Source organism: Affinundibacterium amnicola, assembly GCF_014284275.1.
In the GTDB taxonomy this organism is placed as follows: domain Bacteria; phylum Pseudomonadota; class Gammaproteobacteria; order Burkholderiales; family Burkholderiaceae_D; genus Undibacterium; species Undibacterium amnicola.
Window position 1 is genome coordinate 80,946 of record NZ_JACOFU010000007.1, and the last position, 20,505, is coordinate 101,450.

The 20,505-nt window shown below is 44.9% G+C and carries 15 protein-coding genes; all 15 read left to right on the forward strand.

The window, feature by feature from the left end:
* Positions 1 to 5: 5 nt before the first annotated feature.
* The 15 genes from pcp (at position 6) to H8K33_RS15790 (ending at position 20,348) form a co-directional block, all read left to right on the forward strand.
* Positions 6 to 668 (forward strand): pyroglutamyl-peptidase I, encoded by a 663-nt coding sequence (gene pcp / locus H8K33_RS15720; RefSeq protein ID WP_186892000.1) that lies wholly within the window; start codon positions 6 to 8, stop codon positions 666 to 668.
* 264 nt (positions 669 to 932) lie between these two features.
* Positions 933 to 2,096, forward strand: a complete 1,164-nt coding sequence (locus tag H8K33_RS15725) for a methyl-accepting chemotaxis protein (protein WP_186892001.1) — start codon at positions 933 to 935, stop codon at positions 2,094 to 2,096.
* A gap of 127 nt (positions 2,097 to 2,223) precedes the next feature.
* Positions 2,224 to 7,143, forward strand: a complete 4,920-nt coding sequence (locus tag H8K33_RS15730; protein ID WP_186892002.1) for a PAS domain S-box protein — start codon at positions 2,224 to 2,226, stop codon at positions 7,141 to 7,143.
* 209 nt (positions 7,144 to 7,352) lie between these two features.
* The gene (locus H8K33_RS15735; protein WP_186892003.1) at positions 7,353 to 7,751 is read left to right on the forward strand and encodes a response regulator; all 399 of its coding nucleotides are present in this window, start codon (positions 7,353 to 7,355) and stop codon (positions 7,749 to 7,751) included.
* Positions 7,752 to 8,009: 258 nt separating this feature from the next.
* Positions 8,010 to 9,443: a high affinity choline transporter 1 gene (locus tag H8K33_RS15740; RefSeq protein ID WP_186892004.1), complete on the forward strand. Its 1,434-nt coding sequence runs from the start codon at positions 8,010 to 8,012 to the stop codon at positions 9,441 to 9,443.
* Positions 9,444 to 9,590: 147 nt separating this feature from the next.
* Complete coding sequence (locus H8K33_RS15745; RefSeq protein ID WP_186892005.1) at positions 9,591 to 9,941, forward strand: FmdB family zinc ribbon protein; 351 nt, start codon at positions 9,591 to 9,593, stop codon at positions 9,939 to 9,941.
* 37 nt (positions 9,942 to 9,978) lie between these two features.
* Positions 9,979 to 10,611, forward strand: coding sequence for a DUF502 domain-containing protein (locus tag H8K33_RS15750; RefSeq protein ID WP_186892006.1), 633 nt, complete (start codon positions 9,979 to 9,981; stop codon positions 10,609 to 10,611).
* A 110-nt stretch (positions 10,612 to 10,721) separates the two neighbouring features.
* A complete protein-coding gene (gene aspS, locus H8K33_RS15755; protein ID WP_186892007.1) occupies positions 10,722 to 12,524 on the forward strand; it encodes an aspartate--tRNA ligase in 1,803 nt (600 codons plus the stop codon).
* 195 nt (positions 12,525 to 12,719) lie between these two features.
* Entirely contained in the window at positions 12,720 to 13,169 is a 450-nt protein-coding gene (gene nudB / locus H8K33_RS15760; RefSeq protein WP_186892008.1) for a dihydroneopterin triphosphate diphosphatase, read from the forward strand.
* A 62-nt stretch (positions 13,170 to 13,231) separates the two neighbouring features.
* Positions 13,232 to 14,059 carry an endonuclease/exonuclease/phosphatase family protein gene (locus tag H8K33_RS15765; protein ID WP_186892009.1) on the forward strand — a complete coding sequence of 276 codons (828 nt, stop codon included), beginning with the start codon at positions 13,232 to 13,234 and terminating at the stop codon, positions 14,057 to 14,059.
* Positions 14,052 to 15,212: a cardiolipin synthase ClsB gene (clsB, locus tag H8K33_RS15770; protein WP_186892010.1), complete on the forward strand. Its 1,161-nt coding sequence runs from the start codon at positions 14,052 to 14,054 to the stop codon at positions 15,210 to 15,212. Before H8K33_RS15765 ends, clsB begins: the two co-directional genes overlap by 8 nt.
* Positions 15,213 to 15,238: 26 nt before the next feature.
* A complete protein-coding gene (locus H8K33_RS15775; protein WP_186892011.1) occupies positions 15,239 to 15,619 on the forward strand; it encodes an RNA-binding S4 domain-containing protein in 381 nt (126 codons plus the stop codon).
* A gap of 239 nt (positions 15,620 to 15,858) precedes the next feature.
* A complete protein-coding gene (locus H8K33_RS15780) occupies positions 15,859 to 17,553 on the forward strand; it encodes a methyl-accepting chemotaxis protein (protein WP_186892012.1) in 1,695 nt (564 codons plus the stop codon).
* A gap of 309 nt (positions 17,554 to 17,862) precedes the next feature.
* Positions 17,863 to 18,465, forward strand: a complete 603-nt coding sequence (locus H8K33_RS15785; RefSeq protein ID WP_186892126.1) for a TetR/AcrR family transcriptional regulator — start codon at positions 17,863 to 17,865, stop codon at positions 18,463 to 18,465.
* Positions 18,466 to 18,557: 92 nt separating this feature from the next.
* Positions 18,558 to 20,348 carry an acyl-CoA dehydrogenase C-terminal domain-containing protein gene (locus H8K33_RS15790; RefSeq protein ID WP_186892013.1) on the forward strand — a complete coding sequence of 597 codons (1,791 nt, stop codon included), beginning with the start codon at positions 18,558 to 18,560 and terminating at the stop codon, positions 20,346 to 20,348.
* Positions 20,349 to 20,505 lie beyond the last annotated feature (157 nt).

Sequence of the window (20,505 nt, forward strand, 5' to 3'; positions counted from 1 at the left end):
CACCTATGCCTACCATTTTAATCACAGGATTTGCCCCCTTTAATCAAGAAGCAATCAACCCTTCTTGGGAAGTTGTCAAACAATTCGAAGGGCGGCAATTCGGCAATACGCATCAAATTCAGATTGCGCAATTAGCTTGTGAGTTTGGTCATGCCATTAAACAATTGCATGCTTTATTAGACCTGCATCAACCAGAGATCGCCATTTGTATCGGTCAGGCTGGTGGCAGAGCGGATATCAGCATCGAACGAATCGCGATTAATATTGATGATGCGCGCATTCCCGATAATGCCGGTGCACAACCCATCGATGAAACCATAGTGGTAGGCGGCCCTGCAGCCTATTTTAGTAGTCTGCCGCTCAAGGCATTGCTTAAGAATTTACGAGATAACAGTATTCCAGCCAATATTTCGCAAACCGCAGGAACCTATGTCTGTAACCACGTTTTTTACGGTTTGATGCATTATGCCAACACCCATCCAAATTTAAAACGTGCTGGCTTTGTGCACATTCCGTACTTGCCCTCACAAGCTTGTCATCACCCTGGCGCAGCAAGTATGTCTATGGAAACCTTGGAAAAAGCGCTGAGTCTCCTAGTAGAAACTACTGTAAAGGTAAATCCGTCATCTGATTTACCGATAAAACTGAGCGCTGGAACTATTTGTTAATTACTTAACTTCCTAAAACTTAGCCAAGAAAAAATTTCCACGACGCAGTTTTTTTCATGCAAGAAGCGCAAAATATTGTTTAAAATCATTTGTAGAGGAATTAAGACTTCGTATCACAAATCACCAGCCATTTTTAGACGCTTCAAATTTTTGACAGTAATAAACGACGCACACAGATATCGAGCTTCATACAGAATCCGTTTTCGATATTCAGTTATCGACCGACAAGTGAATTAATGCAAGCATTACCTGGGATAAGTCATTATGCAAAAAGATTTTTTTCGTCAACCAGCTTTTGCTTATCTGGCTGGGTTCATCGGCATTGCCACTAGCTTCACACTAGCGTGGCGACAAGCTAGCTTGCTGAGCTTTTCTTTATTTGCCTTATCTGCCATCGCGATTGGTTTATTGGTCCTCAGCCTGCTACGCAGTTTTGCGATGTTAAATGCAGATGATTTCGAAAATGCACAACTAGGCAGCAGCGCCAATACCGTCAATGAATTACGTGATTTGTTAACGAATGTCTTGCCAATTTGGGAAGCCCATGTTGAATCAGTCAGAACACAATCAGAAAACTCCGTCAATGATCTGATCAATAGCTTTGCTTCCATGGTCAACGAACTCGACAAAGCTGGCTTCGAAGGCGTTAGCAATATTGACCGCCACAATATACAAAAGTCCGACGTGACGATCACACTACTCCAGCTATGCAAAAAAGAATTAGCGCCGCTGATTAATTCATTGTCCCAAATGATAGAGAGTAAAGACGAGTTGCTCACCTGTATTCGCGATTTAGCCAAAGCAACTAGCGACATGTCGAGCATGGCGCAAGATGTCGGACAAATCGCCGCACAAACAAATTTGCTGGCGATCAATGCAGCGATCGAAGCGGCCCGTGTCGGCGCTCAAGGACGCGGTTTTGCGGTGGTTGCAGATGAAGTCAGGAAGCTTTCACAGCGTTCAGCAGAGACTGGCAAACATATGGCGGAAAGAGTCAATCACATTTCCAATGTGACCAAAGTGGCGCTCACCACCGCAGATCGTTCCGCGGTTCAAGATAAAAAAATCTTAGAGATTTCAGGCGATGTGGTGCGAGATGTTTTATCGCACGTACAAACCTTGGGTGACACCGCAGAACAAATGCGGCATCACGGCAATATCATTCGCACCGATGTTGAAAATTTATTGGTTGCCTTGCAATTTCAAGATCGCATCAGTCAGATATTACAAGTAGTACGAGACGATATGAGCAAATTAGAACAACTGGCGCAAGATCTGCATCAAACGACTATTCCAAGTACAGACGACTGGGTAGAGGGCTTGAAAGATACCTATACCATGGAGGAAGAATTACGTCGGCATGACAAATCTAAATCGACTGCTTCTGCCACTACGAATGCGACAGAATCAGAAATTACTTTCTTCTAAATCTACCGTCACGTGCTTATGCTGCACAGTTGTCATTCTGGTTTATCGCAGTAGCGGCGTTAAGCTTACAACCACCACCAATCTGCGCTACTTGGTTTTTTCTATACCCGCTACTACGGAGTTTTGAATGTGGTCTTCGTTGAATAAACCTAGAATTCTGATCGTAGAAAGTGACGAACTGGTAGCGATATTCGTACAGTTAAAACTTGAATTATTTGGTTATCAAACGATTGGGCAAACTAACTCAGGCGCCAATGCAGTTCGTTTAGCAGGAGAACTTCGTCCAGACCTCATTTTGATGGACACGGAACTCACGGGTGAAATCGATGGCATTACAGCAGCTGAAAACATCCGCGCGCAACACGCGTTACCCGTGGTTTTTTTAACGGGAAAAAGTAATGACGAAACAATGACGAGTGGTAATCGTTATAAGGCATTCACTTACATCACCAAACCATTTTCGGATCAGGAATTACGTGCCGTAATTCAAATGGCGCTGTACAAGCATCAAGCAGAAACCAAGTTACAGATCAACGATCTCGCATTAAAAGCCATTTCGCAAGGTGTGATTGTATCGACACCCGATAGAAAAATTGTGTCAGTTAACGATGCATTCACTCAGCAAACTGGATACGGCATACAGGATATCTTCGGCAAGACGTGCGGCATTTTACAAGGTCCATTAACTGACCCCGCAACGATCACCGCAATTGCGCAAGCATTAAATGCGAATACGCCATTCTTCGGCGAAATCCTAAATTACCGTAAAGACCAAAGCATTTTTTGGAACGAACTCACGATTACACCAGCGGTCGATGAACTTGGGCAAATCACGCACTATATCGGCATTACAAGAGACATCACCGAAAGAAAAAAAACCTTAGAAGCATTACTGCAAAGTGAGCATGATTTATTAGAAGCGGAGCGTTCGACACATGTCGGACATTGGGTATGGGAAGCAAGTACCGATAAAATTACTTGGTCAGATGAAATGAAACGGATTTGGCAGCGTGATCCTGCTGAATTCAACGGCAACTTGTTTGAAATGATCAAAAAAACGGTCTACCCCAGCGACCAATCAATCGTCATTGCCACCTGTAAGGAAGCGTTTGAAGAGCGTGATGAATACCAGCCTTTTGAATACAGGATATTTCTACCCGACGGCAGTCTACGCACCATCTGGGCAAAAACTGGCCGCAAGCAAAAAAACACGCGAGGCAAGATCATTCGCCTGACAGGCACGGTACAAGACATCACAGAACGCCGGCAAGCGGAAGAAGAACGCCGTTTAAACCATGCGTTGATGGAACAAGCCTTTGGCAGTTCGCCGATTGGTATGGCCTTAATTGATATTGAAGGTAAGTTCTTAAGAGTCAATCGTGTGCTTTGCGATATGTTTGGCTATAGCGATGCAGAGTTGCTACATCAGTACACCAGAAAATTCACCCATCCCGATGATGAATATCTCGATAAGCAGCAAGTTCAACAATTAATTCAAGGCGAGATTGAACGCTACGAAGTACACAAACGCTACTACCATAAAGATGGCACCTTAGTTTGGTTGCAAGTCAATGTATCTCTCGTCAGAGACGTGAATGGCACACCCGTCAATTTCGTGACGCAAATTCAGGATATTACGCAACGACTGCTGGCAGAAGCACAGCTCAATCAACTTTCACAAGCAGTTGAACAAAGTACCGAAGCGATTATCATCACTGACGTAATCGGGAAAATTGAATACGTCAACGACACCTTTGTGAGTAAATCCGGATACAGCCGTCAAGAAGCAATAGGACGCTATCCCAACATTCTCAATTCTGGCTTAACACCGAAAGAAGTTTTTTCTGCATTATGGAGCACAATACGCGCCGGAAAAACGTGGAAAGGTGAGCTCACTAATCGACGCAAAGATGGCTCCATTTCGATCGAGTATGCAACCATCTCGCCTTTGCGTCAGGCCGATGGCAGCATTTCACATTTTGTCTCGACACAAGAAGATATTAATGAGAAAAAGAAACTCGGCGAAGAGTTAGAAAAACATCGTCATCACTTAGAAGAATTAGTTGATAGCAGAACGAAAGAACTGGCAGTCGCACGTGAGTTGGCAGAGGAAGCCAATCGGGCGAAAAGTAACTTCATTGCCAATATGAGTCATGAAATCCGTACTCCCATGAATGGATTATTGGGCATGACCTACCTCGCGTTAAACAGTGCGACAGATCCTAAGCAATTAGATTATCTGCAGAAAATCCATTTATCCGGCCAACATCTGCTACATATCGTCGACGATATCTTAGACTTTTCAAAAATTGAAGCTGGCAAAATGCGGATAGAAGGTATTGACTTTAGCCTCGATGATTTGATGGCGAAACTCTCTGCCATGATGAATACCAAAGTCGCTGGAAGGCAACTCAGTTTACGCACCAGCATTGATCAAGACGTACCGCGCCAAATGCATGGCGACCCTCATCGTTTAAACCAAATTTTAATTAACTATACGAATAACGCGATCAAATTTACGGAACAAGGTGAGATCAGGATTAATGTCAGAAAAATCGACGATACCCCAAGTGGCTGGTTAGTACGGTTTGAAGTGAGCGATACTGGCATCGGGATGAGTGAAGAACAGCAAAGCAAGCTCTTTCGCTCATTTGAACAAGCGGATAGCTCGACCACCAGAAAATATGGTGGCACCGGATTAGGTCTAGCGATTAGTAAACAACTTGCCTTACTGATGGGGGGAGAGGTTGGCGTGGATAGCCGCTTGGGCGACGGTAGTACATTCTGGTTCACAGCAATGTTGGAACAGATAAAAGGACCACCAATTCAGATCAAGCAAGCGAATCCGAATAAAGACGCGCTACAACGCTTAAGAAAAATCACCGGACAAATGCCTATCCGGATTTTACTGGTGGATGACAATGACTTTAATCAGCAAGTCGGCAGCGAGTTATTAAAAGCAGCCGGCTGCCAAGTCATTTTGGCTGAAGATGGTCAACTGGCACTGAATCAATTAACAAGTGAAAATCAGCACATCGATTGTGTCCTGATGGATATACAAATGCCGGTGATGGATGGCTTGGAAGCGAGTCGTCATATTAGAAAAATGCCGCAGTTTGCGCAGCTGCCAATTATTGCAATTACCGCCAATGCGATGAATCAGGATCGTATGCACTGTCTGGCTGCGGGCATGAATGACTTCATCGCAAAACCATTTGCACCAGATTTGCTTTATGCGACTGTGATCCGCTGGCTAGGCGACTTATCAAACAAGATTTTAGCCATCGAAACAACTCCTGTGCCGCCAATTCCATCAGCGCCGATAGAAAGTAGCGTAGTGAAGTTAGCGCCACCCAAAAATGTGGCGATTGACCTAACGGTGCTAGCAAGTTTAGTTGGCAACTCTCCAGAAAAAATTGGCAAATTTGCGCAAAAATTTGTTGATTCTGCGCACGCTGGCTTGGTTGACATAGCGCATTCGAAACAAGCAAATGATTTAAGCAGCTTAAGCGCCTTAGGCCACAAATTGAAATCGAGTGCCAGAACAGTGGGAGCGATGCAATTCGGCGCGCTTTGTCATCAATTGGAAGAGTTGAAAACACAAGGAAAAATCGACGATGCCACACCAATCATTGCGCAACTACATCAATTATTTGATCAAATAAAAAGCGAAGTTGAGGCGTATTTAGTATCCAATACAAGTACTCAAGCTTCAAACATGAACAAAACAGGCGACGCGATCAATAAAGTCAACACGGTCCCATTAACGAAAGAATTCGTAAGCACATCGATTGCGACAGCTTCGACGCCATCGGTTCAGAAGCACAGTCTCTCAAGTCAACTCAAAGAAAATTTGCATGTACTGGTACTTGAAAATGAAATCGGTGATATGGAGGCAACTTGTTCTGTATTGCGTAAACTGGGCGTTTCGCGAGTATCGAATTGCACCGAAGGTAATCAGGCATTAGCGGTGTTACGTACCTATGAGCCAGATATTCTGATCTGCGATTTAACACTGCCCGGCATGGATGGCATCAGCTTTTTGAGAATCGCGGCTGAAAATTCATTTAAAGGAAGTGTGATCATTTTAAGCGCCGTCGATAAAAGCGTCATGAAGGCGGCGGAAAATCTGGTAAAAGCTTATGGCTTAAATCTAATTGGTGCCCTGCGCAAACCTTTAATTGAAAACGAATTATTAGATTCCTTAGCCAAACAATCACCCAATCCAACTGAACGAACTAAAAGATCCAAAATCACTGTACTCAATCTGGCGGAATTACAAGCGGGTTTTTCAGACGACTGCCTTGAAGTTTTTTTCCAGCCCAAAGTGTCAATCAAAACTGGGCGCGTGGTCGGTGCCGAATGCCTGGCACGCTGGCGACATCCCAAACGAGGTCTATTAGGGCCCAATGCTTTTATTTCTGTAATGGAAGCAAATGGCATGATTGACGAACTGAGTAAACTCATTCTGGAAAAAAGTGCCGTCTATTTACGTAAGTGGTATAACCAGGGCCATCAATTAAAACTGGCTGTCAATGTCTCTATGGACAATCTGAATCAACTCGATTTACCTGAGCAATTTGAAGCCATTCTGAAAAAGGTTGGCATTCGCCCTTCTCAGTTTATTTTGGAACTGACAGAAACACGATTGATGGCTAACTTGACTGTTAGTCTAGAAATTTTAACGCGCTTAAGATTAAAGGGATTTGGCCTGTCCATCGATGACTTTGGAACTGGGTTCTCCGCAATGGAGAACTTAAAACAATTGCCGTTTACTGAATTAAAAATAGATCGTGCTTTTGTCCATGGCACTAGCCAAGATGAAGCATCGAAAGCGATTCTCAATTCAAGTATTCAGCTAGGAAAAATCTTTCATCTAAATCTGGTGGCGGAAGGCGTTGAGACTCAACAGGATTGGGATGTAATCGCTGAATCTGGATGCGACGAGGTACAAGGTTACTTTATTGCGCAGCCTATGCCAGCAGAACAATTCATCGATTGGAAAACTAAGTGGGAGAAACAAGCTAAAAAAGAATTTTTATATTAGGCCGTCAGTAAGTCAAACTGAGTCAAACTGAGTCAAACTTACTGACGGTTTCAAGAAACTAGCTCAGTTAGGATCAACACCCAGCATAGCTTTTTTGGAGATCCGTGCTTATTAGCGACTAGTAATTTAAGAAAAATAATTTACACTAGCTCTAAGATGTATCATCTTAAAACTAATTCTTAATGCAAACGACCGAGAAAGATAAAAATATGGCAAAAAGTTACGAAAACCTGAGCGTATTAATCGTTGATGATGATGAATTTCAAGTCGATTTTGTATCAGATTTACTAACAGAATTGGGTGTCAAAAAAATTACGACCGCGACTGGTGGAAAGCAAGGCTTGACCGCGTTCGACGCTGCATCTGTTAAACCGGATTTATTATTGTGCGATATCCAAATGCCTGACATTGATGGTTTTGAGTTCATGAGTGCGATGGGGGAACGGCAATTTAAAGGCGGTGTGGTTCTGATGTCAGGCCAAGGTTCTCGTGTACTCCACTCTGCTTCACTGGTTGCCCAACTATCCAGACAGAATTTTCTAGGAAATATCGAGAAACCCGTCAGTAAAGCGGCACTTGAAGAAAAGATACAGAACATACTTAGTTAGTTAGTTAGACCGCTAGAACTATTTTTCAGATAACGATATTTTTTGTTGCATTGCAAACAGTATAAGCATGCTTTAGTACAGAAATGTCGCTATCCTTACGCATTGCCTTATAATGCCCGCGAACTATTTGCGGGCATTATTTATTTAACTTTGGACTTACGCAAAACCGACGCTGGCCTTGTGATGTTTGACTCGCCTGTGTGATATTGCGTCGATCCTGTCATTTTCCCTTTTTTGTTATCTATCGTTATCTATTCCATGAATACTCTATTTTGGCTGGTCGTCATTTATTGGGTTCTTTCTGTTGGCCTTGGACTTTACGCTGCTCGTTATGTCAACAATTCGAAAGATTTTGCGGTCGCCGGGCGTTCTTTGCCTATGTATATCGTTACGGCAACGGTATTTGCAACTTGGTTTGGGTCAGAGACAGTTCTGGGTATTTCTTCTACCTTCGTTAAAGAAGGCTTAAAAGGCGTCGTCGCAGATCCGTTTGGTTCTTCCCTCTGTTTGATCTTCGTTGGCTTATTTTTCGCCCGCCGTCTTTACCGAATGAATTTGTTAACCATCGGTGATTACTACAAAGCCAAATATGGTCGAACTGTTGAAATCTTAGTGTCACTTTGCATTGTGGTGTCCTATTTGGGTTGGGTCGCAGCGCAAATTAAAGCGCTTGGTTTGGTGTTTAGTGTCGTCTCTGGTGGTGCCATCGATATGAACACCGGTATGGTAATCGGTGCGGGTAGCGTCTTAATTTACACGCTCATGGGTGGGATGTGGTCCGTTGCTATCACTGACTTCCTACAGATGATCATCATCATGATCGGTATGCTGTATATGGGCTGGGAAGTTTCGAATATGGTTGGCGGTGCTGGCGCCGTCGTTACTCACGCCGTCAATGCAGGAAAGATGGAATTTTGGCCTGCGCCAACCACGCGTGAAGTTTTATGGTTCTTCGCGGCCTGGATCACCATGATGCTAGGCTCCATCCCGCAACAAGACGTTTTTCAACGCGTTGCTTCCGCCAAATCTGAAAATGCGGCCGCGAATTCCGCCGTATTAGGTGGAAGTTTGTACTTCTTGTTTGCCTTTATTCCTATGTTTCTGGCTTACTCAGCGACGCTGATTGATCCATCCATGGTCGCCAAACTTATCGACACCGATTCCCAGATGATCTTGCCAACGCTGATCATGACCCACATGCCTTTGTTTGCGCAAGTCATGTTCTTTGGTGCTTTATTGTCAGCGATCAAGAGCTGTGCCAGCGCAACCTTACTTGCACCATCCGTCACATTTTCAGAAAACATTTTGAAACCTTTCTTCCCGAATCAAACGGACAAACAATTCCTGCTCATGATGCGTATTGTCGTGTTGATATTTACCGTCATCGTGACCTTATTTGCGATGAATACGGAAGCGAGCATCTATAAAATGGTAGAAAACGCTTATAAGGTGACTCTGGTGGCAGCGTTTATTCCTTTGGCTTTCGGCTTGTATTGGAAACGCGCAACGCAACAAGGTGCTTTGTTGTCTATCATTCTCGGCTTGAGTTCTTGGATCTTGTTAGAAATTAATGCGCCAGAAGATTTTTGGCCGCCGCAATTAGTGGGCGTATTAATGAGTTTGGCGGGCATGTTGCTCGGTTCCCTATTGCCTCAACTTAGGCCTCACAGCCCCCAAGCCCCGGCAATTTAGTTTGTCACACGCTTGAAATAAGCCCGCGCTATACCAGTTCTGACACGGTTATAGCGCGGCCACTCACTAGCGTATCTGCGTTTTTTGTAGAAATCGCGAGGTAAACCGTTATAATTCAGGGTTTTACAAGTTTTCCTGAGGATAAAAATGCCTATCTATGCTTATCGCTGCGATGCCTGTGGCTTTGCCAAAGATGTGCTGCAGAAAATGTCAGAAGACCCGCTGACGGTTTGTCCTGAATGCAAGCAAGCGAGCTTTAAGAAACAAGTCACTGCGGCGGGCTTTCAATTAAAGGGATCGGGCTGGTATGTGACAGACTTTCGCGGTGGGAATACAGAAAAAGCGAGCACAGGTGCAGCAACTGGTGCCAGTGCCAAAACTGAAGAAAAAAGTAGTGATGTCGCCACCTCAGCTATAGCGGCATCCGACAGCAATAGCAGTGCAACAACTACATCAAACACTGCTGGCACTGTAAGCAGTAGCGACAAAGCAGCATAAGTGGCACAACTTAATCACCCGAAAAGATCTCAGATCGATGCGTAAATATTTTATAACTGGTTTATTGATTTTGGTACCGATCGCCATCACGGCTTGGGTATTGCATGCGGTGATCAGTACCATGGATCAATCACTACTGCTATTACCAGAACAATGGCGCCCGGAAGCTTTAATAGGCTTCAAAATTCCAGGGCTAGGCGCCGTACTGACCGTGTTGATTATTTTCGTCACTGGTTTATTGACCAAAAATTTCATTGGCAACTATGTGGTTGCCGCTTGGGAAGCCTTGTTGAACCGGATTCCTATCGTCAACTCAATTTATTCCAGCGTTAAACAAGTTTCAGACACCTTGTTCTCATCATCCGGCAATGCTTTTAGTAAAGCATTATTGATTCAGTACCCTAGAGAGGGTTCATGGACAATTGCATTCTTAACTGGCAAACCCAGCGGTGATGTCAGCCAACATTTAGGTGATGACTTCATCAGCGTGTATGTACCAACTACTCCTAACCCGACCTCCGGGTATTTTTTAATGATCCCCAAAAAGGATGCAATTGAACTCGATATGAGTGTCGATACGGCGCTCAAATACGTAGTTTCTATGGGAGTTGTGGCGCCTGAAGTGGCTGAAAAAATTGCAGTACAGACTAATCAGGTGAAAGCAAATTGATCCTTGCTTCACCAATGCATCAAATGATTCGCGCTCAGTTTTGATCAGGCGTGATCAGACAAGAAATTTATATCAAAGCTATTAACTTTTAAAAAGACAGGTAAGAAATTATGTCCATGCGTACCAACTACTGCGGCCTTACTACTGAAGCTTTACTCGGCCAAACCGTCAGCCTGTGCGGCTGGGTGCATCGCCGTCGTGATCACGGTGGGGTTATTTTTATCGATTTGCGCGACCGTGAAGGTCTGGTGCAAGTGGTGTGCGATCCTGATCGCGCTGAAGTCTTTAAGAATGCAGAAACAGTGCGTAATGAATTCTGCTTGCGCATCACCGGTATCGTTCGCAATCGTCCAGACGGCACAGTCAACACGAATTTAAAGTCAGGCAAAATCGAAGTCTTATGCCATGAATTAGAAATCTTGAACGCGTCCGTCACGCCACCGTTCCAACTCGATGATGACAATCTGTCTGAGACAACGCGTTTGACACATCGCGTATTAGATTTGCGTCGCCCACAAATGCAAAACAATTTGCGCTTGCGTTACAAAGTCGCGATGGAAGTGCGTAAATTCCTCGATGAAAACGGCTTTATCGATATCGAAACACCGATGTTGACCAAATCCACGCCAGAAGGCGCGCGTGATTATCTGGTACCGTCCCGTGTGAATGCCGGCAACTTCTTCGCCTTGCCGCAATCACCACAATTGTTCAAACAATTATTGATGGTCGCGAACTTTGACCGCTACTACCAAATCACTAAATGCTTCCGCGATGAAGATTTGCGTGCCGATCGTCAGCCAGAATTCACCCAGATCGATTGCGAAACTTCGTTCATGAACGAGCAAGAAATTCGCGATATGTTTGAAGGCATGATCCGTGGAGTATTCAAGAAAACCTTGGATATCGATTTGCCAAATCCATTCCCAGTGATGGATTTCGCAGACGCGATGGGCCTGTATGGTTCCGACAAACCAGATATGCGGGTTAAATTGCAATTTACGGATTTGACCGAGGTCATGAAAGACGTGGAATTCAAAGTCTTCTCTAACGCAGCCAACATGCACAATGGTCGCGTAGTCGGTATGTTAGTTCCAGGCGGTGGCAGCATGCCTCGTTCTGAAATCGACGCCTACGATCAATTCGTCCGCATCTACGGCGCTAAAGGTTTGGCTTACATCAAAGTCAATGACAAAGCGGCTGGCCGTGATGGTCTGCAAGCGCCTATCGTGAAAAACTTGCACGATGCAGCCTTGGCTAAAATTATAGAATTGACTGGTGCAAATGATGGCGATTTGATTTTCTTCGGCGCGGATAAAGCGAAGGTTGTCAACGATGCGATCGGCGCATTGCGTGTGAAAATCGGTCATAGCGAATTCGGTAAAAACAATGGCCTGTTCGAAGATGCATGGAAGCCATTGTGGGTGATTGACTTCCCGATGTTTGAACACGATGAAGAAAACGATCGTTGGACCGCAACCCACCATCCATTCACTGCACCAAAAGATGGTCATGAAGATTTGATGGAAACTGATCCGGGCAAGTGTATTGCGAAAGCCTACGACATGGTCCTGAACGGTTGGGAACTTGGTGGTGGTTCTGTACGTATTCACCGTGCTGATGTTCAAAGTAAAGTATTCCGCGCATTGAAGATCAACGACGACGAAGCACAGTTAAAATTCGGCTTCTTACTCGACGCCTTACAATACGGCGCGCCTCCACATGGTGGCTTGGCATTCGGTTTGGATCGTATCGTGACGATGATGACAGGTGCAGAATCCATCCGTGACGTCATCGCTTTCCCGAAAACCCAACGTGCACAATGTTTATTGACGCAAGCACCGTCTGAAGTCGATGAAAAGCAATTGAAAGAATTGCATATTCGTCTGCGTGCAGCGGAACCTAAAGTCGTTTAAGACAAGCAAGTACAAACGTCGCGCGGCATTTATCGCGACAAAATGAAAACGGCAGACTCAGTTCTGCCGTTTTTTATTGCTCTGTCACGTTTTGCATAAACATACAGGGTGACATGCTTCAAATGTAAAATAGATCTATGGCATACTGAGAACCAGTTTAAATCAACGCACAGAGATTCGTGCCCATACAAAAACATGCGTAGTACATACAAAATTCCCGAATCTGTTTTGGTCGTCATCTACACCCCTGAGCTCGAAGTTTTACTATTAGAACGCGCTGACAAACCTGGTTTCTGGCAATCAGTCACTGGCTCTAAAGACAGCTTAGATGAAGCACTAGAGCTGACCGCGCAACGTGAGGTGATGGAGGAAACGGGTATCGATACACAAGTGCATACACTAACAGATTGGCATCTTTCAAATATTTATGAAATTTACCCTACTTGGCGGCATCGTTATGCACCCGGTGTGACGCAGAACAAAGAATACGTGTTTGGACTTTGTGTCCCTCGCTCGACTTCGGTTACACTAGCTCCGAGGGAACATTTGCGCTACCAATGGTTGGCGTTAAAGGAAGCGGCTGATATGTGTTTTTCTGCTTCAAATGCGGAAGCTATTTTGCAATTGCAGCAACGTCACAAATAATCATTCCTTACGCTGACCATCGACCTACATTGACAATCACTCACACGACCAAAGGCGAGCACATGAAACTACGTATTGCCACCTACAATATCCATAAAGGTGTCAGTGCATTTGGTCGTAAAACACGTATTCATGATCTTAAAGAAGCCATCAAACTACTCGATGCAGATCTAGTCTTTCTGCAAGAAGTGCAAGGTCAACACGACCACCACGCAAAAAAACACAGCAACTGGCCAGAGCAGGGTCAACACGATTTCTTGGCTGGCGAAACGCACACCGGCGTGTACGGTATGAACGCTGTCTATCAACACGGACATCATGGCAACGCACTATTAAGTCGTCTGCCCATCCTACATTCCAGCAACCATGATGTTTCCGATCACGCCTATGAACAACGTGGTATTTTGCATGTGCGCATCCAGGTAGGGGAAATTCAGGCGCACTGCTTCGTTGTCCATCTTGGCTTATTTGCTGCCAGCCGTCGTCGTCAGGTACAAGCATTAATCTCGCAAATTCAACAACAGGTTGAACCAGACCAACCGTTAATTATTGCTGGCGACTTCAATGATTGGAGCCAAGGCCTCAGCCAAACTTTATATAAAGACTTAGGGGTGATTGAAGCTTTTGATATCGCTAACCATAGTCACACCGAATTACCGATCAAACGCAACGCTTTAACTTCGGTTAAATCTTTTTTCAAATCCAATGCAAGTCACGCGCGCACCTTCCCTGCTGGCCTACCATGGCTTAGTTTAGATCGCGTGTATTTGCGGGGATTTCATGTTGAACAAGCGAATGTATTAAGTGGCAAACCTTGGTCGCGATTATCAGACCATGTTCCGATTTGCGTCGACATCAAACTCAAACACCTCCATTTACATCATGTCTAAGCTGGTTTTTTATGATGGCAATCAGATTCAGTTGCTGCATACCGGAGAACAATTTTTTGCGGCCTTAATCCAATCAGTACAACAGGCGCAACATGAAGTCTTGTTAGAAACCTATATCTATGCCAACGATCAAACTGCGAAACTAGTCACGCAAGCACTCTGCGATGCTGCGCGTCGAGGCGTTTGTGTGCAGGTGATTATCGATTGGATAGGTGGCGGGAATCAAACAGCGCAACTACAAACCGATTTTTCAGATGCTGGTGTGCAATGTCGCTTATTCAACCCTTGGTTCAAACGTGGGCTCGCACGCACGCACAGAAAAATAGCGGTGATTGATCAATCAGTCGGATTTATCGGCGGTATCAATATCATTGATGACTGCGTGAGCGATGATGGCAGGAACACGCCCTTGGCGTTTCCTCGCTGGGATTTTGCCGTACAAGTACGAGGAAATCTGGTTTCCGCGCTACACAAGGAAATTAGTGCGCAGTGGTTAAAAATGGGAAAACTTCAGCTCATGCAGAGGCTGAAACTCGCGGTCAATTTGCGTATGCCACCAGTGAGTTCGACCGATCACTTAAGCCAAGCTGCGCTGGTAATTCGCGACAATTTACGCAACCGAAGTACGATACAAAAGGCGTATTTAAAGGCGCTCGGTTCAGCCAGAGAAACCGCGATTTTGGCCAACCCCTATTTCGCGCCAGGGCGAAAAATCCGGAATGCTTTAATCAAAGCTGCTGAGCGAGGTGTCGAAGTTAGTTTATTGCTAGGCGTCGGCGATTTTGAATTGCAAGATGCCGTCGCACAGTCTTACTACCCCCAATTATTAGCCAGTGGCGTGAAGATTTTTGAATATCGTAAAACGAAATTACACGCTAAAGTCGCGGTCATTGATCATGACTGGGCGACAGTCGGCTCGAGTAATTTTGATGGTTTAAGTTTATTTGTGAATCATGAGGCGAATATCGTTGTACTCGATCCCGTTTTTGCGGACGACTTGAAACTTCACCTACTGCAAGGACTGCAAGACGCTGTACAAGTTGATCCACATTGCGTGGTGCGCTTATCTTGGCCGAAACGTTTAAAACATAGGCTAGCATATTGGTTTTATCGCACAGTGATGCGTATCGCCACCTTGGGTCAATACCGTTAATTTTCAACATTTTTATGCAAGCGTCTATGTTAAGCACAACACGAATCGATAAATGGCTGTGGGCAGCACGATTTTTCAAAACCAGAAGTTTAGCAACGAATGCGGTTGAACTTGGACGCGTCCTACAAAATGAGCAAAGAGTCAAACCTGCACACGCCGTAAAAGTCGGCGATCTGTTAGAAATCCATCACGCAGATCAAATATGGCAAGTGGAGGTAATCAAAATTCTAGAAGTACGCGGCGCGGCCAGCATTGCACAAACCATGTATGCAGAAACCACAGAAAGCATCACCAAACGTCAACAACGCGCCGAACACCGACGCCTGCATACCGAACCTGCAGCACAGCTGCAGCAACGACCTACCAAGCGGCAGAGAAGACAGCTAAACAATCTACAAATTGACTGAATTTCTAGTCGTAAAAATTAAATAGTATTCAGTACATTCAAAATCACCAGTACAGAAAATCCACGGTGGCAGATAAACAACTCTGAATTCATTTTTCAAGTTTTATTTGAAAGCTTGGTCTGATTTCAGCGTATATTTGCCTTATGCAACATCGTTCTATGGTTTCTATTTATCAAGAATCATCCTCACCAAACATCCGTCTCTCTGAAACATTGTAGTGATCCTCGAAGGAGATTCAAATGCAAGCGTTTTACGACCTCAAAATTGCCACCAAGTTAATTCTTGGATTCATCGCTGTCTTGTTACTGACTTGTGTATTAGGAATTTTTTCGATTATTCAGTTAACAAGTTTCAATAATGCTGCGGATGAAATGGGCAATGATTTAATGCCTAGTTCGATCAGCGGAATGGGTATGAAGGAAAGTGTTTCTCGCATGCGTGCTCAAGAGGCTCAGCTAGCGACAGCTGAAACACCTGAACTTGCCAAAACTTACCAAGACAGAACAAACGAAGCGGTCGAAGCGTTTCGCAAAAATCACAGTGATTTCTTGAAAAAAGCCGATTCTGCTGAAGACAAAAAAGCCTTAGATGAGTTACTGATTGCGTTCAATGCTTATGCACAAATTTCTGATCGGATTGGCAATTTTGCCCGCGAGGGAAAGACACCGGAAGCGGTAGCGCTGCTACGCACAGATTCATCTGTTAGCAATCGCAAAATGCGTGGCATGTTGGACAAAATTGTCGATGCACAATTGGTCGCTGGACAAAAAGCCGCGGAAAATAGTCATGCATTGTTTATCAAAGCACGAATGATGATCATTATTGCGATTGCGATCAGTATCGCAATTGGATTTTCGATGGCAATTTGGCTAGCTAGAATCGTCTCCAAACCATTACAAAATGCAGTCGGTCTTGCACAATCGATTGCATCAGGAGATTTAACCAATAAAATCGAAGCTGAAAGTACTTGCGAAACTGGTCAACTGATCCGTGCGCTGTCTGATATGAATACCAGCTTACTCAACGTCGTCTCTGAAGTGCGTGCTGGCACTGATCAAATCAACGATGCAGCGACAGAGATCGCCAGTGGTAATTTAGACTTATCTAGTCGCACTGAGGAACAAGCAAGTTCATTAGAAGAAACCGCGTCATCAATGGAAGAGATCACCGCCACGGTCAAACACAATAGCGAAAACGCAAGGCAAGCCAATGTGCTATCGCAGACCGCCACTTCAATTGCAGAAAAAGGCGGCAATGTTGTATCGGAAGTCGTGTCGACCATGACTTCGATCAATGAATCCTCGAAGAAAATTGTCGACATTATCAGTGTGATTGATGGTATTGCCTTCCAAACCAATATTTTGGCATTGAATGCTGCGGTAGAAGCAGCTCGCGCAGGAGAACAAGGTCGCGGTTTCGCGGTGGTTGCATCCGAGGTGCGCAGTCTGGCACAACGCTCTGCTAGCGCGGCGAAAGAAATTAAGGAATTGATTAACGACTCGGTAGAAAAAGTTAGCCAAGGGACGCGTCTGGTTGATAGTGCAGGTAGCACTATGCAAGAGGTGGTAGCAAGCGTAAAGCGTGTTAGCGATATCATCAGCGAAATCACCGCTGCCGGGCAAGAGCAAACCAGTGGTATTGAACAAATCAATCAAGCCATTATACAAATGGACAGCGTGACCCAACAAAATTCTGCGTTAGTGGAAGAAGCTGCGGCAGCGGCGGCAACACTACAGGAACAAGCCGCCAACTTAGTACAAGTGGTGAGCGTGTTCAAACTAGACCATCAAACGACTTATCAAAGTCCCAAAACAACCACGGCGAGAAAAGCCTCTGCTACAGTGAAAAAAGCCGCCCCCGCAGTGGCACGAATAAAATCAGCGCCAGCGAAATCGAGTGCAACAGCGAATGCTGATTCTTGGGAAGAATTCTAATCAGTCGCGAGACTAAAAATCGATAGCAATAGCAGCATGCAGACGCCATCATTGTCACCTTTGTGAAATGATGGCGTTCTCATATTGACAATAAAAATAAGGAGCGTTGCGATCTCGCACACTGTTGTAGGTATTCCATTCTAATGACTTTTTTCTGATTGACTTTTAAAGTCGCATGTTGAATAGTACGGTCGTTCGATTATTTTCTTAACGGCTGTTTCTATAGCGATTAAGTTCAGTATCTGAAGGCTTACTTTAAACGTATCAACCGGAAAAACATTTGCATTCATGAATATCACTTCGAAGTTTATGCGTAAGGGAGAACTCACCCGCGCTGCGATATTAGAGACTGCATTAGAGTCTGCCAGCCGTCATGGTTTAGAAGGCCTGACCATAGGTTTGCTTGCAGAGCAAATGAATATGAGTAAATCCGGTGTCTTCGCGCATTTTGGCTCACGAGAAGACTTACAGATCGCCGTACTGCAGTTGTATCACCATCTGTTTGAACAAGAAGTTTTTTATCCTAGTATGAAAGAATCGCGTGGATTACCACGATTGCGCTCCATGTTTTCATTATGGGTCAAACGAGTGACACGAGAAATTGCTTCTGGCTGCATTTATATCAGCGGCGCTACCGAATACGATGATCGTCAAGGTTCCATCCGTGATGAATTAGTAGGAATGGTCAACGCATGGCAAGGTGCATTACTACGAGCCACCATGCAAGCGCAAGAGTTTAAACATTTGCAAGCCGATATAGATCCAGAACAGATAGTTTATGAAATGTATGGCTTGATACTCGCCTTACATCACGATGCACGTTTTTTAAAGAAATCTGGCAGCGTCAATCGCGCCGAAACAGGTTTTGAAAGAATGATTCAATCTTATGCGCCGACTAAATCGGTGAATTGAAGTAAGTCTGAATCGCCCAAGAATCATAGCGATTTAAATGCAAGTTTGAGATTTTTAATTTTTAGAATTTAATTTGTCCAGAGGAGAAAATCATGGGTCAATACATCGCTCCGTTACGCGATATGCAATTCGTTTTACATGAATTGTTGGGAGTAGAAGCGGCACTCAAAGAATTGCCTAAGTACGCTGAAATTGATGCCGATATCATCAATCAAGTGATGGAAGAAGGCGGCAAGTTTTGCTCAGAAGTGATTTTCCCTATCAATCACTCCGGTGATCGCGAAGGCTGCCATCATGACAAAACCACGCACTCCGTAACCACGCCAAAAGGCTTTAAAGAAGCCTACCAACAATACGTAGAAGCAGGCTGGCCTGCACTCTCTTGCGATCCGGAATACGGCGGCCAAGGCTTGCCACTGGTGATGAACAATTCCATGTACGAAATGATGAACTCCGGTAATCAGGCGTGGACGATGTACCCAGGCTTGTCACACGGCGCCTACGAATGTTTGCATGAACATGGCACGCCAGAACAAAAAGCATTGTACTTACCGAAGCTGACTTCTGGCGAATGGACAGGCACGATGTGCTTAACCGAGCCACATTGCGGTACGGATCTCGGCATGTTGCGTTCTAAAGCAGAACCACAAGGCGATGGCACTTACAAAATCACTGGCGCAAAAATCTTTATCTCTGCCGGTGAACATGACTGTGCAGAAAATATCATTCACCTAGTATTAGCCCGCTTGCCAGATGCACCTGAAGGTTCTAAAGGTATTTCTCTGTTCTTGGTACCGAAATTCATGCCGAATGCAGATGGCAGCCTCGGTGCACGCAATCCTATTTTCTGCGGCGCGATCGAAGAAAAAATGGGTATCCACGGCAACTCCACTTGCCAGATGAACTTGGATGGTGCAATCGGTACTTTAATTGGTCAACCACACAAAGGCTTGAACGCGATGTTCGTGTTCATGAACGCTGCTCGTTTAGGCGTGGGTATGCAAGGTTTGGGCTTGACTGAAGTCGCTTACCAAAATGCATTGATCTACGCGAAAGACCGTATCCAGATGCGTAGCTTGTCCGGCCCAAAAGCACCAGACAAACCAGCCGACCCTATCATCGTGCATGCTGACGTACGTCGTATGTTGTTGACCGCAAAAGCCTGGGCCGAAGGTGGTCGTGCTTTCTGTTCTTATGTCGCTTTGCAACTCGACAAAGAACTGAATCATCCAGATGAAGAAGTACGTAAAGAATGCGCAGACGAAGTCGCTTTGCTGACACCTATCATCAAAGCCTTCATCACAGACAACGCATGGACAGCTACTTCTGAATGCTTACAAGTATTCGGCGGCCACGGTTATATCGCGGAATGGGGCATGGAACAATATGTACGCGATGCCCGTATCAACATGATCTATGAAGGTACGAATACAGTCCAATCCTTGGATTTGTTAGGTCGAAAAATTTTGCAAGACAACGGCGCAAAACTCCGTAAGTTCGGCGCGAAAGTACAAGCCTTCGTGGAAGAAAACGGTACCGATGAAGCGATGTCAGAATTCATCACCCCACTGGCAGAACTCGGCGACAAAGTCACTAAACTGACGATGGAAATTGGTATGAAGGCTTTCCAAAATCCGGATGAAGTTGGCGCGGCAGCGGTTCCTTATCTGCGCGTTGCGGGTCATTTGGTGTACAGCTACTTCTTCGCACAAATGGCGAAGATCGCCTTGGCAAAACAAGATTCTGGCGACACCTTCTACAAAGCGAAATTAGCGACTATCCGTTTCTACTTTGCGCGCTTGTATCCAGAAACAGCCATGTGCATCCGTCAGGCACGTTCTGGTTCTGCGAATTTGTTGTCGTTAGAAGCTGATTTGTTTTAATTGTTTTTAAGCCCCCTCTCCCGCAAGCGGGAGAGGGTTGGGGTGAGGGTGGTTGAGATAGACGGAAGTTTCTTATTCCAACTCAAACTGCAAGACGCACAGCAAAGCTCAAGAAGCATTTGAATTGCGGAACTTCCCTCACCCCTAACCCCTCTCC